At 72.6% G+C, this 13497-nt stretch carries 9 protein-coding genes; 3 read left to right on the top strand and 6 right to left on the bottom strand.

Annotated features, from left to right (window positions below):
• Positions 1-4: 4 nt before the first annotated feature.
• The 6 genes from ACQP00_RS00170 to ACQP00_RS00145 form a co-directional block, all read right to left on the bottom strand.
• A complete protein-coding gene (locus tag ACQP00_RS00170; protein WP_433212549.1) occupies positions 5-967 on the bottom strand; it encodes a hypothetical protein in 963 nt (320 codons plus the stop codon).
• Positions 968-1101: 134 nt separating this feature from the next.
• A complete protein-coding gene (locus ACQP00_RS00165; RefSeq protein WP_433212546.1) occupies positions 1102-2004 on the bottom strand; it encodes a hydroxymethylglutaryl-CoA lyase in 903 nt (300 codons plus the stop codon).
• Entirely contained in the window at positions 2001-3350 is a 1350-nt protein-coding gene (locus ACQP00_RS00160; RefSeq protein WP_433212543.1) for an acetyl-CoA carboxylase biotin carboxylase subunit, read from the bottom strand. The genes ACQP00_RS00165 and ACQP00_RS00160 overlap by 4 nt, the downstream gene beginning before the upstream one ends.
• A 148-nt stretch (positions 3351-3498) precedes the next feature.
• Positions 3499-4128 (bottom strand): TetR/AcrR family transcriptional regulator, encoded by a 630-nt coding sequence (locus ACQP00_RS00155; RefSeq protein ID WP_433212540.1) that lies wholly within the window; start codon positions 4126-4128, stop codon positions 3499-3501.
• Between the two features lie 125 nt (positions 4129-4253).
• Complete coding sequence (locus ACQP00_RS00150) at positions 4254-7070, bottom strand: hypothetical protein (RefSeq protein WP_433212537.1); 2817 nt, start codon at positions 7068-7070, stop codon at positions 4254-4256.
• Positions 7071-7182: 112 nt separating this feature from the next.
• Complete coding sequence (locus tag ACQP00_RS00145) at positions 7183-8961, bottom strand: HSP90 family protein (RefSeq protein WP_433212534.1); 1779 nt, start codon at positions 8959-8961, stop codon at positions 7183-7185.
• A 78-nt stretch (positions 8962-9039) separates the two neighbouring features.
• Here ACQP00_RS00145 and ACQP00_RS00140 point away from each other — a divergent pair, with 78 nt between their 5' ends.
• From ACQP00_RS00140 to ACQP00_RS00130, 3 genes are all read left to right on the top strand, one after another.
• On the top strand, positions 9040-9909 hold the full coding sequence (locus ACQP00_RS00140) for an ADP-ribosylglycohydrolase family protein (RefSeq protein WP_433224350.1): 870 nt from the start codon (positions 9040-9042) through the stop codon (positions 9907-9909).
• Positions 9910-10116: 207 nt separating this feature from the next.
• Entirely contained in the window at positions 10117-12519 is a 2403-nt protein-coding gene (locus ACQP00_RS00135; RefSeq protein ID WP_433212531.1) for a glycosyltransferase, read from the top strand.
• Positions 12509-13459: a hypothetical protein gene (locus tag ACQP00_RS00130; protein WP_433212528.1), complete on the top strand. Its 951-nt coding sequence runs from the start codon at positions 12509-12511 to the stop codon at positions 13457-13459. Before ACQP00_RS00135 ends, ACQP00_RS00130 begins: the two co-directional genes overlap by 11 nt.
• Positions 13460-13497 lie beyond the last annotated feature (38 nt).

The following is a 13497-nucleotide window of genomic DNA, read 5'->3' as shown; positions in this document are numbered from 1 at the left end:
GGCCTCAGTCGGGTGAGACTGTCGGCTTCTCGGCTGTGAACAGCCGCAATTCGACGTCCTCGACCGCGTCCGGCCGGAAGGTCAGCACCTTCGTGCCGGCCGGTGCGGCGGGCAGCACGGCGGCGGCACCGTTCCCGTGGTTGAGTCCCGAGCCGGGGCTCGGCAACCCGGGGGCGAGGCCGGCCGCCGGCGGCGCCGGAATGGGCGCCGGGCGGGGCAGCAGGGGCACGTGGTGCGTACCCTGCGCAACGTTCCGGTCCTCGACCGGCATGGCGTGTGCGCCGTCCAGCGCCTCGGCGGCCCGAAGGACGCGGAGGCGGTCGGCGGCACGGGCGGCGGTGACCGAGTCGACGCCGGCACGGGAGGTGCCGGTCGCCGCGGCGGTCAGATCGCCGGTGGACCCGGTGCGGACCGGCTCGGCCTGGACGGCCGGCTCCTGCGTCCGCTTGTGGTGGGTCCGGGTGATGCCGGCCTTTGCCGGCCTCTTGGTGCTCGCGTGCTTGGCATCCGGCGCGTTTGCCGCCGCCGGATGGGCCGCGCGGTCCACGGTTTGGACCGGCGCCTTCGTGAGTGTCACCGTCCGGTTGACGGTCCCGGTCACGGCCCCGGTGACCGTACCGGTCACGGGTGCGGCGACCTTCGCCACCGGGCTCAGCACCGCGAACACGGTGCTGGTCAGCAGCCCACCACGGCGGTCCGGACCCGGTTGGGGCCGGGCCGGCCGGTGCTGGAGGACCTGTGGCTGGTCGCCGCTCATGCCGGAGTGCCGCGCGCCGCCGTCGCCGATGAGCAGGTTGGTCACCGGGGCGAGCAGCGTGGGCTGGTCGGAGCCGTCCGTGCCCGAGGCGTGCGCCGCGGAGGCCGACAGCAGCCAGGCGACGCCGGCGAACCCGGCGACGATCAGGCCACGAACGGCGTACTTCGCGCAGCGCGACACGGCCTTGCGCTCACTGCTCGACCGGGCCATGTCACCCCCTCAGTACGGTTCATGTCGGGCATACGCCCTACATGTGACTCTTTCCGTACTGAGCAACGAACCGCCCCGGCCAGGGACACGCCACAACACCGGGCGAATCGGACACAAGCCTCAGAGGTGGATTCTCAGCTTTTTGCCAGCGGGACTCTCGGGCCTGCTTTCAGCACCCCGGACGGCAGCTCCCGGCCCACGATCTCCTGCGCGAGGCGGCCCGCCTCCAGCAGCTCTCCCAGGTCGATTCCGGTCTCGTACCCCATGTCGTGCAGCATGTGCACGACCTCTTCGGTGGCCACGTTCCCGGTCGCACCCGGCGCGTAGGGGCACCCGCCCAGGCCGCCGATGCTGGCGTCGAACTCCGTCACCCCCAGGCGCAGCGCGGTGAGGATGTTCGCCAGGGCGGTGCCGCGGGTGTTGTGGAAGTGCAGCAGCAGCGGCAGGTCCGGATGCCGCTCGCGCACCGGCCCGACCACGTCCTCGACCCGCCGCGGCGTGCCCATCCCGGTGGTGTCGCCGAACGCGACCCGGTCGGCGCCGTCGGCCACCACCCGGTCGACGATCCCGGCCACCCGGGCCGGGTCGATGTCGCCCTCGAACGGGCAGCCGAAGCTGGTCGCGATGATCACCTCGGCGCTCGCTCCGCCCCGGTGCAGCAGGTCGATCAGGCCGGCGATGTCGTCGAGGGACTCGTCGGTCGACCGGTTCACGTTGCGCCGGTTGTGGGTGTCGGACGCCGAGACGACGACCTCGATCTCGGTGAAGCCGGCGGCGAGCGCGCGTTCGGCGCCCTTGGTGTTGGGCACCAGCGCGCTGTACCGGACGGCGGGGTTCTTCTTGGCCCGCTCCCACACCTCCCCGGCGTCGGCCATCTGCGGGATCGCCTTGGGATGGACGAACGAGACCGCCTCGATCCGGCCCACTCCGGTGCCGGAGAGGGCGTCGAGCAGCCGGACCTTGTCGTCGGCCGGGACCGGGTCCTCGTTCTGCAGGCCGTCGCGCGGCCCGACCTCGCGGATGGACAGGAACGTCATCGCTTGACCTCCCGCATTCGGCCCACGATCCCGGTGTCGTAGTCGCCGGACAGGAACTCGGGGTTGTCCAGCAGCTCGGTGAAGAACGGCAGGTTCACCTTCGGCCCGACGATCGCGAAGTCCGCGACCGCCCGCCGCAGCCGCGCGATGGCGTCGGCCCGGTCGGTGCCGTGCACGATCAGCTTCGCCATCAGCGAGTCGTAGCTGGGGGTGACCGTGTTCCCGTTCGTGTACCCGGCGTCGACCCGCACCCCGTCGCCCGCCGGCTCGGTCCAGGTGGTGATCGCGCCCGGCCCCGGCAGGAAGCGCTTGGGGTCCTCGGCGTTGACCCGCACCTCGATCGCGTGCCCGGTGACCGCCAGCGCGTCCGGGTCGAACGTCGGGGCCAGCCCGGAGGCCACGCGCAGCTGCTGCTCGACCAGGTCGACGCCGAAAACGGCCTCGGTGATCGGGTGCTCGACCTGCAGCCGCGTGTTCATCTCCAGGAAGAAGAACTGTCCGGAGGTCGGGTCGAACAGGCACTCGACGGTGCCCGCGTTGCGATAGCCGACCGCCTCGCCGGCCCGCACGGCCGCGCCGACCAGGTCCGCCCGCTGCTGCGGGGTGAGCGCCGGGGACGGGGTCTCCTCGACGAGCTTCTGGTTGCGGCGCTGCACGGAGCACTCCCGCTCACCCAGCGCCACGACCCTGCCGTCGGCCAACCCCAGAATTTGTACTTCGATGTGCCTGACCCGCGGGAAGTAGCGCTCGATCAGCACGGAACCGTCGCCGAACATGCGCTCGGCGAAGGCGCGCACCTTGTCGTACTCCGCCCGCAGCCCATCGGCGTCGCCGGCGACCGCCATGCCCATGCCCCCGCCGCCGGCCGCCGCCTTGACCATGACCGGGAAGCCGATCTCCCCGGCCGCCTGGAGGGCCGCGTCGGCGCTGGTCGCCGGGTCGGTCGTGCCGGGCGCCACCGGGACCCCGGCCGCCGCCATCAGGTTGCGAGCGTTGATCTTGTCGCCCATGGCCGCGATCGCGTCGGCGCCGGGGCCGACCCAGATCAGGCCGTTGTCCACAACCGCGCGGGCGAAGGCGGCGTTCTCCGACAGGAACCCGTACCCCGGGTGGATCGCCTCGGCGCCGGTCGACTTCGCGGCGCTCAGGATGGCCTCGGTGTTGCGGTAGGACTGCACCGGGTTGGCGGGCCCGATGGCGACGGCCTCGTCGGCCTCGGCGACGTACGGCAGGAGCGCATCGGCCTCGGAGTACACCGCGATGGTCCTGATGTTCAGCCGCCGTGCGGTCCTGATGACCCGGCGCGCGATCTCACCGCGGTTGGCAACGAGCAACGACCTCAACATTGAGGATTTTCTCCTGTGGACAACTCTGTGGAAAGGAATGCTGAGGGCCTGTGGATAACTTCGTTTTCCCAGCTCACCACGGTGATGCCCATCACTGCCTAGCTTGGCCGCCGGTTCGTCCGGCGTTCACCTGGCGGTCGAGGCGCGATCATCCCTGCAGCGCTGAGAGGGTCGCGGCGCGCAGCAACTCGGCCCGCCTCGTCCGGTCGACCTCGCCGCCGAGGAACGGCGTCGAGTTCATGAGACCGAACGCCGCGTGCGCGAGCACCCGGGCCTCGCCGTCGTTGAGCTCGCTGCGCAGCGTTGTGAGCGTGCTGACCCACTCCTCGACGTAGAGCCGCTGCAGCCGGCGGATCTGCCGGCGCGGCTCCTCGGGCAGCCGGTCGAGCTCGTGCAGGTGCAGCGCGATGACGGCCGGGTTGGCCAGTGCGAACTCGACGTGGAAGTCGACCAGCGCGGCGAGCGCGGCCCGCGGGTCCTGGCCGGCCTCGGCGATGTGCGCCTTGCCGCCGGCGAGCAGCTGCTCGCTCACCGGGATCAGGGCCGCGGCGAGCATGGCCTCCTTGCCGGCGAAGTGGTGGTACAGCGCCGGCCCGGTGACGCCGGCCGCCGCCCCGATGTCGTCCATGGACACGCCGTGATATCCCCGCGCGGCGAACAGTCCGACGGCGATCTCGAGAATCTCGTCCCGCCGCGAACGCCGCCGAGGCTGCTGACCAGCGGGCCCGGCCCCGCGGGACTGAGCGGGCGGTCGTACGGCTTGCCGTTCCAGCGTCATGCCAAAAGCCTATCCTCGTGTCAAGCCTGCGACTGAACGTTCGTTAAGTGAAGCACGCTCAGCCGCCGGCTTCCACCCCGGGGGTCCGGCCCGATTTGTGCCGCATCGGGGGAATTTTGTGTGACCTACTGCGACAGATACCGGCCCCGGATCTCCTCCGCCTCGTCGGAACGCCCCTGCGCCTCCAGCGACTCGGCCAGCATCCAGGCCGAGTTCTGCTCCAGCTGCGACCCGCGCGGAACCGCACCCAGCACCGACCGGAGCCGGGACTCGGCCGCCGCCGGGTCGCCCGCGCGCATCAGCGTCTCCGCGTGCAGGAAGTCGGCGTCCAGCGCGTCGCTCAGCGAGCCGATCGAGCGCAGCGCGTCGGCCGCCGCCGACGAGCGGGCGGCCGCCTCGTCCAGCCGGGCGGCCCCGATGTAGATCCGCGCGGCGTCGCAGTTGAGCATGGCGCGCTGCCAGATCACCCACGGCTCGGCCGGGTCGGCCAGCCCGTCGAGCGACGCGGCCAGCGCATCGGCCTCGGCCAGGGCCGGCAGCGCGGCCTCGAGCTCGCCCGCCCAGCGCAGCGACAGCGCCCGCAGCCGGCGGGTGTACATCTCGGCCTGGATCAGGGCCAGATCCGTGCCGTCGGCGCGGGCCGCCCGGTAGGCGTCCGCCGCGGCCAGGAAGCGCTCGGCGGCCTGGCCGTCCCGGTCGGCCTCGTACAGCAGCTGCCCGGCCTCCTGCAGCATGCGGCCGCGGGCCGGCAGGTTGTCGAAGCCGTCCAGGTTGGTCGCGAGGGTCTCCAGCAGGCCGAGGGCCAGGTCGAGCTCGCCCAGCTCGCGGTAGACCCGGGAGAGCAGGTAGCGGGTCTGGTCGGCCTGGTCCTGGGCGCCCGCGCGGTCCAGGGCGTCCAGTGAGCTCTCCGCGGCCTCGGCGGCGTCGGTCGGCTGGCCCGCCGCGTGGTACGCCGTGGCCAGGTCGTAGCGCAGCAGCGCGGCCGGCAGGTCCTCGCCGTGGGCCACGTGGTCGGCGACCGCCTCGACCAGGTCGTCGATGGCGTCCGTGGCGCGGTCGGCGGCCAGCCGGGACCGGGCCCGCCCGACCAGCGCCGAGAGCCGGTAGTTGCGGTCGGAGGCGAGGACGAGCGCCTGGTCGAAGCCGGCCGTGGCCTCGTCGAAGCGCTCCAGGTTGCCCAGCGCGTGGGCCCGGATCAGGGCCGGGATCCCGGCGGCCGGCGGGGTGCCCAGCACCGCATACTGCGCCAGCGAGTCCTCCGCCGCCACCACCGCCTCGTCGTAGCGCTCCAGCACCAGCAGCGCCCGCGAGCGGCGGGAGGCCAGCTCGGCCCGCAGGGTGGGCTTGACCGGCTCCTCGGCGAGGGCGGCGTCGATCGCGAGCAGCGCGTCCTCGGGCCGGTCCAGGCGCATGAGCGCGCCCTCGGCCCGCAGCCGCGCCTCAGCCCGCAGGTCGGGGTCGGCGTCCGGGTGGGCCACGATGCGCCGGGTCAGCCCGTCGAGCTCGGCCAGCATGGCGTCGTCGGCCTCGCGGGCCAGCACGCTGCGGGACTCCGCGGCCAGCGCCCGGAGCTCGTCGCCGAGGGCCCGGTGCAGCTCCGCGGTCTGCCGGAACAGCGCCTCGGCGTCGGGCCCGCCGTCGTTGCGGATCGCGGTGAGCCGGGCCTGCCCGTCGAGGCGGCGCACCGCCAGCTCGGCCGCCGGCTGCGGGTACAGCTCGTCGAACCGGGCGAACGCGGCCTCCACGGCGTCGATCCGGTGCTCGTCGTACAGCTCCCAGGCCCGATCCATCAGCGCACCCGCCTCGGTCGGCAGCTCGGCCGGCGGGACGGTGGCGGGCCCGCCGGACGGGGTCGCGGCCTGGGTGCGCCGGGCGACCGCGCTCAGCGGCAGATGCTCGGCCAGCGGCGGCGCGGCCAGCAGCGCCTCGATCCGCGCCGAGACGGCGTCGGAGCCGTTGCGCTCGTCGAACTTGGCCGCCCAGTCCCGGGCCCGCGCGGCCAGCCGGCCACCGAGCTCGCCGGCGGTCGTGGCGCCCAGCGGCAGCGCCGGATCGAGCCGGCCGAGCAGCAGCGCCGACGCGGCCGCGAACCACATCTCCGCCTGCGGGTTGGGCGAGCGCTCCAGCCACGGCAGGTGCCGCTGGACGATCTCCAGCCCGCGCGTCTCGTTGCCGGTGCGCGCGCAGAACTCGATGTGGTCGGCGATGCTCTGCATGTCGGCGAGGTTGCCGCGCAGCCGCCGGTAGGCCTGCCGGTGCGCGTCGGCGGCCTCGCTCAGCCGGCCGGTCCGCACGTAGGGCACCATCAGCGAGGTCAGGATCGACTGCGGCTGCTCGACGCAGGTCAGCCGGCCGGCCAGGACCGGCGCGGCCATCGCCACCGCCTCCTCGTCGCGGCCCCGGCTGACCAGGTGGTCGACCTTCTCGCCCGGGTCGCACCCGGCGCAGTCGGAGTTCTGGTCGCGCGGCTCGGCGTTCCATTTCGCGTACCAGTCGTCGGCCGACTCGTCGCCCACGTGCGCGGCGACCTGGTAGCGGTACGCGTAGACGGCGTGCAGGCTGTGCCCGCCCGCCCGGAACCGGCGCTCCATGTCGTCGAGCACGTCATAGGTCCGCCCGAGCGGCACGGCGGGGAACTTCAGCAGCCCGTTGACCATGTACTTGAAGTGCCAGAGCAGCATGTGCTCGTCCTGCTCGTCGAAGCGCTCCGGGTGCGCGTCGTACTCCGAGCGGCACCACGAGAACGTGACGAACGACTTGGCTGTCTCGCCGCCGTGCACGTAGGCCGTGGTCGCGAACAGGCGCGCGGCCAGCCGCAGCTCGTCATGGTTGCCCGCGTCGGCGTGCTGCATGACCTGCTCGACCAGCGCGATCTGGGCGCCGCCGTAGGGCATCTGGTACGCCTCGCGGAGCAGCGACCAGAGCTCCTCTTCACTCTTCATCGTCCAACCGCCTTGTCGAGCGGGCCCAGGTCACTCTTCATCGTCCAACCGCCTTGTTGAGCCGGCCGAGGTCACTCTTCATCGTCCAACCGCCTTGTTGAGCGGGCCGAGGTCACTCTTCATGTCCGACCGCCTTGTTGAGCAGGCCCAGGAACGAGCCGTTGAGCAGCGCGGCGTCGGCCGGCCGCAGCGGATGGTGGCCCAGCAGCAGGGCCTGGCCGTAGAGGCCCTCGACGGCGAGCCGGACCAGGTCCGCGTCGGGGATCTCGGTGACCCGCCGCACGAGCGGGTTGCGGTAGTTGAGCACCAGCTGGGAGCGGTCCTGCTCGTCGGTGCGGGCGAGGGCGTCGAGCACGTCGGCCCACACGTCGTCGACCCGCTCGCGGGTGGCCCGCAGCTCGGCCGCGAACGCGGCGGACCGGCTGGTCAGGTACATCGCCGGCACCCCGGCCGGATCGTAGGCCCGCAGCACCACCTCGCAGCCGAGCCGGTCCAGCGCGCGCTGGGCCAGCTGCAGGAACGGCCGCTTGGCCAGCTCCACCTCCGGCTCGAGGGCGTCGAAGGCGGTGGTCAGGTCGCCCGGCTCGACCTTCTCGATCAGCGCGCCCGGCTCGACCTGCGGCAGCCGCTCGATGATCTCGGTGTCGTAGATGTAGCCGGCGTTGACCAGCGGCAGCCCCTGGGCCGCGGCGACCGCGCCGATCTGGCGGAACTCGTCGAGCTGGGACGAGTATCGGATCAGGCCGTGCTGCGCGCGGAAGTCCGCCAGCGTCATCCGGCCCGTGTTCGTCTCCATCGGCCACCAGCGGTCGACCAGCCGCAGCATCTCGTCGTCGTGCAGCGCGAGCGCCTTGACCCCGAGGTGGTGCACGTCGAGGAACTCGCCCAGCCGCCGCGGGTTGCGCCCGGCCAGCTGCATCAACCAGCCCCGCAGCTGGTCGCCGAGGGCCTCGCGGGTCGCCTCTAGCAGCGAGTCCTCGTAGAGCGCCTCCCGGCTCGCGGTCGGCCGCAGCTCGCCGGCGTCGATCACGCAGCGCGCGAAGAACGCCCAGGGCGGCAGCACCCCCTCGGCCCCCTCGGCCAGCAGCATCCGCTTGAGATAGACCCGGTGCCCGGCCCGCGCCGCCGGGTTGGCCGGCGTGGGCAGCACGAACGCGACCCCGGTGAGCCCCGATTCCGGCACCGTCAGGTCGATCACGTCGAAGGGCACAAAGCCGAAGAGCTCGCGGCAGTACTCACTGAGCCGCTCCCGTCGCGCCGCACCTCCCCCTGGCGCCCAGGGCAAACCCTCGCCGCTGATCGGCACCCCGGCGACCTCGACCCGGAAGGGCAGCAGCGAGCCGTAGAGCGACGCCAGCCCGGCCACGGTCCGGCGCTGCAGCCAGTCCTCGGCGTCGCGGCGCGGCACCAGCGTGACCGTGGTGCCGACCTGGGCCCGGTGGTGGCCGTTTGTCTCGACGCTGTAGCGCCCGTCGGCGTAGCCGCGCCACAGCACGGCCGGCCCGTCCGCGGCCCGGGTCAGCACCCGGATCTCGTCGGCGACGAGGAAGCAGGACAGCAGGCCGATGCCGAACTGCCCGAGGAAGTCGTGCCGGGCGAAGCCGAGGTCGTCGCGCTTGGAGCTGCGCCCGATCGTGGCCAGGAACTGGTGCACCTGGTCCTCGGTGAGCCCGATGCCGGTGTCGGTGACCCGCAGCGTGCCGTCGCCGGTCACGTCGGGCGGCTCGACGCTGATCGCCGCGGGCGCCGTCGGGTCGACGGCGCGCCGGGCGGTGATCGCGTCGACGGCGTTCTGCAGCAGCTCCCGGACATAGACCCGGGGGCTCGCGTAGAGGTGATGGCTGAGCAGGTCGACGATGCCGCGGAGGTCTACTTGGAACGTCCGATCCACGCGGGCAACCTACCGCGTGGGTACGACATTTCCCGCCCCGGTTTCCACGGCAGTGATCGACTTCGGTGCGCCCGGTACATTCTGGCGGTGAATCGAGACGCCGCCGCCGCGAGCCTGACCGGCCTCTCCGTGGGGGACGCGCTCGGTGCCCCGTACGAGATGCAGCCTGATCCTGTCTTTGCTCTCCGGCCCGGGCCGTGGCGCTGGACCGACGACACGGAGATGGCCTGCACGCTGCTGCAGGCGCTCTTTCGCGACGGCGAGGTCGACCAGGACCGGCTGGCCCTCGCGTTCGCGCAGCGGTGGAGCGCCGACCGGGGGTACGGACGCGGCGCCCGTTCCTTGCTCACGAGCATCGCCGGCGGTGTGCCGTGGCGCTCGGCCGCGGGGGCGCTGTTCTCCGGGCGCGGTTCGGCCGGCAACGGGGCGGCGATGCGGGTCGCGCCGCTGGGTGCCTTCTTCTCCGCCGATCCGGATCTCGCCGCGCGCCAGGCGGTGCTGTCGGCCGAGGTGACCCACCGGCACCCGGAGGGCGTGGCCGGTGCCGTTGCGGTCGCGCTGGCCGCCGCCTACGCCGCCGGCGACCCCAGCCCGACCGGCCTGCTCCGCCTGGTGCTGCACCATCTGCCGCCGTCCGACGTGCGCGACGGGATCGGCCGGGCCACCCGGATCGCGCCGGAGACCGACCCGCGGGCGGCCGCGGCCGAGCTGGGCAACGGCTCGCACGCGCTCGCGCAGGACACGGTGCCGTTCGCGCTGTGGGTCGCGGCCGGGCACCTCGAGGACTACCCGAAGGCGCTGGAGGCCTGCGTGGTCGCGGGCGGCGACGTCGACTCGATGTGCGCGATCACCGGCGGGATCGTGGCCGCCCGGACCGGTACCGGTGGCATTCCGGACAATTGGATCGTCGCCCGTGAACCACTGCCAGATTGGTTTCAGAGTTTCTAGTCACAGTACGTGAGCAATAGGCTGTTGCGCAGGCAAATGCAATAGATTGACCGTAGTCACTGAAACCGCACGGGTGAAATCCGGCATGACCTGCAGCGGGACGTCCGTTCGAGTGTCCCTCATCCCGGCGAATGAAGGTTTTTCGGACTCGCCCGGGGTAACAATGTGCTCATGCCACACCCTGCCGCGACCTATCGACTCGGTATCGTGTCGACCTATCTGCCCCGCCAATGCGGTCTCGCGACCTACACCGCGGACCTGCGCGAGGCACTTGGTGTCGCCACCGACGATCTGGAATCAGTCGTCGTGGCCATCGACCGTGACGGGCTCACCTACGGCGACGAGGTCGTCGCCACCATCACCCAGGACCGCATCGAGGACTACTCGTCGGCGGCCCGCGTCCTGCGCGAGGCCGGCGTCCAGGTCGTGCTGATCCAGCACGAGTACGGGATCTTCGGCGGGCCGGACGGCTCGCATCTGCTGGAGCTCACCCGCGCGCTCAACGCGTGCGGGATCCCGTACCTGTTGACGCTGCACACCGTGCTGCCGCACCCGTCGCCCGGCCAGGCCGCCACCCTGCGCGCCCTGTGCGCCCGCGCCGCCCGCGTCACGGTGTTCACCGAGACCGCGCGCCGCGTCGCCATCCGCACCGGCGTCGCCGCCGGCCACCAGCTCGTGGTGGTCCCGCACGGCGCGCCGGACGCGATGCGCCGCCCGCCCGAGGTTTCCACGCTGCGGCCCGAGCTGCGCGAGCTGCTGGACAAGGTGCGGGGCAAGCCGACCCTGACCACCTTCGGGCTGCTCGGCAAGGGCAAGGGCATCGACATCGCGATCGACTCGCTCGCCGAGGTGGTGCGCAAGCATCCGGACGTGCAGTACATCGTGGCCGGCACGACCCACCCGGAGATCAAGCGCCAGGAGGGCGAGGTCTACCGCGACAGCCTGCACGAGCAGGTCCGCCAGCTCGGCCTGACCGACAACGTGCACTTCGTCGACGCCTTCCTGGCCCTCGACGAGCTCTCCGCGATCCTGCACGCGAGCACGCTGTTCGTCACGCCGTACCGCCAGCCCGAGCAGATCTGCTCCGGCGCGCTCACCTTCGCGCTCGGCGCCGGCCTGCCCGCGGTCTCCACGGCGTACAGCTACGCCGAGGACATGCTGGCCGGCGGGGCCGGACGGGTGGTGCCGATCGGCGACGGGGCCGCCCTCGCGGCCGAGATCATCGACCTGCTCAGCGACAACCGGGCCCTCGCCGCGGCCAAGGCGGTCGCCGAGGCGTGCGCTTCCTGGCTGCCCTGGCCGGCGGTCGCGGCGCGCGAGGCCGACCTCGTCGCCGACGTCGTGCGCCAGGCCGAGGCGGCCACCGCCCGCCCGGGCCACGCGACGGCCGCCGCGCCGCCGCTCAACCTCGATCACCTCACCCGGCTCACCGACGAGATCGGGATCATCCAGTTCGCCCGCGGCCCGAACGCGGACGCGACCTCCGGCTACTGCGTCGACGACGTGGCCCGGCTGGCGATCGTCGCGGCCGACCTGCTCGCGGTCGGCACCGACACCAAGCAGACCGCGGTGGCGACCCGCTGGCTGCGGCAGTCCATCCGGTTCCTGACCGCCGCCTACGATCCCTCCGGGGCCATGCACAACGTGCTGAGCTACGGCGGGACCTGGCAGGACTGGCCGCACATGGGTGACCACGTCGGCCGTACCGTATGGGCGCTCGGCGTGCTCGTCGGCACCCCGGCGGTTCCGGACGACATCCGGCGCCCGGCCGCCGCCCTGCTGGACGAGCTCGGCCCGCGCACCGAGTCCCTGGCCGGGCTGGGGCTGCGCTCCGCGGCGTACGCGCTGATCGGCCTGGCCCGCGCCGGCCGCACCGACCAGGCCGCCCCCCTGCTCACCCGGCTGGACGAGGCGCTCACCGAGACCTCGGCGACCGACCCGGCCTGGCGCTGGTTCGAGACGGAGCTGACGTACGACAACGCCCGGCTTCCCCAGGCGATGCTCCTGGGCGCGGCGCTGCTCGAGGACGACGCCGTGGCCGCGCGGGCCGTGGCCGCCCTCGACTGGTACGTCCAGCACGTGGGCCTGGCCGACGGCACCCTGCGCTGCGTGGGCAACAAGTGGCACCACCGGGGCGAGCCCGCTTCGATGTGGGTGGCCGACGACGGCGACGAGCAGCCGCTGGACGCCGCCGCGGTGACCGAGGCGCTCGTGGACGCCTGGCAGCACACGGCCGATCCGCACCACGCACGGCTGGCCGGCTGGGCCTACGCCTGGTTCCTCGGGCGCAATCGGGCGGGCGCCCGGATGTACGTCGACGCCACCGGTGCGTGCCACGACGGTTTGTCTGCCACTGAGCCAAATGGGAACCAAGGCGCCGAGTCCACGCTAGCCTATTACCAAGCGCTCCTCAGCCTTCTCAGGGCCGGGCTGGCCGCGCTGCCGCATCCTGTGCAGCCCACGGCTCCGGTCCCGACCTCCCTGCCCACGACCACGCTCACCAAGCCCACCAACAAGGGCCGAGTGGTCGGCCGGGCATCGGCCGGCTTCAGCGCGACCGCCTCACCGCCCCGCCTGCGCAACACGGAGGACCATTCCGATGCACTTTGATGCGGAGCTGTTCCACCGGGAACCCACCAATCCCCTGCTCGGCGCCGGGGACTGGCCGTATCCGATCAACAGTGTCTTCAACCCCGGTGCCGCCATGCACAACGGCGACACGGTCCTGCTCTGCCGGATCGAGGACCGCCGGGGCATCTCCCACCTGACCGTCGCCCGGAGCAAGAACGGGCGCACCGACTGGGTCGTCGAGGGCAAGCCGCTCATCGCCGACGACCCGACCGACGCTCACAGCTGCTGGGGCGTGGAGGACCCACGGGTCACCTACGTGGAGGAACTCGGCGGCTACGTGATCGCCTACACGGCGTACGGGCCCGGCGGCCCTTGCGTGGCCCTGGCCAGGACCGAGGACTTCCAGACCGTCGAGTCCCTCGGCGTCGTCATGCCGCCGGAGGACAAGAACGCGTCGCTGCTGCCCCGCCGGATCGGCGAGGACTACGTGCTCTTCCACCGGCCCGTCTCGGTGCTCTCCGCCCGGGCCGACGTGTGGCTGTCCAAGTCCAAGGACCTGCGCTCCTGGACGACACCCGAGCCGGTGATGCAGTCGCGCTCCGGCCCCTGGTGGGACGCCACCCGGATCGGCATGGGCCCGCCGCCGATCGAGACCCCGCACGGCTGGCTCGTGGTGTACCACGGCGTGAAGCAGATGGTCGCGACGTCGATCTACCGCGTCGGCCTGGTCATGCTCGACCTGGACGACCCGACCAAGGTCATCCGTCGTACTCCGAGCTGGGTCCTCGGCCCGGACGCCGACTACGAACGCGTGGGCGACGTGCCCAACGTGGTCTTCCCGACCGGTCTCGTCCACGACGAGGCACGCGACGAGCTGCGCATGTACTACGGCGCGGCCGACCTCACCGTGGCGATGGCGAGCGCCCGGTTCTCCGAGGTCGTCGACTACCTGGTCTCGCTGCCACCCGAGGACGAATAGCCGTTGGAGGGGGCCCGTTCGCGGGCCCCCTCTTTCGC

The sequence above is a fragment of the Dactylosporangium sp. CS-047395 genome, assembly GCF_050942185.1.
Classification (GTDB): domain Bacteria; phylum Actinomycetota; class Actinomycetes; order Mycobacteriales; family Micromonosporaceae; genus Dactylosporangium.
This window is presented reverse-complemented; position numbering and strand designations above follow the sequence as displayed.

Excerpts from the sequence above, each read along its gene's own strand:
- ACQP00_RS00170 (WP_433212549.1), bottom strand. The coding sequence starts at position 967 with ATGGCCCGGTCGAGCAGTGAGCGCAAGGCCGTGTCGCGCTGCGCGAAG.
- ACQP00_RS00130 (WP_433212528.1), top strand. The coding sequence starts at position 12,509 with ATGCACTTTGATGCGGAGCTGTTCCACCGGGAACCCACCAATCCCCTG.
- ACQP00_RS00165 (WP_433212546.1), bottom strand. The coding sequence starts at position 2,004 with ATGACGTTCCTGTCCATCCGCGAGGTCGGGCCGCGCGACGGCCTGCAG.
- ACQP00_RS00150 (WP_433212537.1), bottom strand. The coding sequence starts at position 7,070 with ATGAAGAGTGAAGAGGAGCTCTGGTCGCTGCTCCGCGAGGCGTACCAG.
- ACQP00_RS00160 (WP_433212543.1), bottom strand. The coding sequence starts at position 3,350 with ATGTTGAGGTCGTTGCTCGTTGCCAACCGCGGTGAGATCGCGCGCCGG.
- ACQP00_RS00155 (WP_433212540.1), bottom strand. The coding sequence starts at position 4,128 with ATGACGCTGGAACGGCAAGCCGTACGACCGCCCGCTCAGTCCCGCGGG.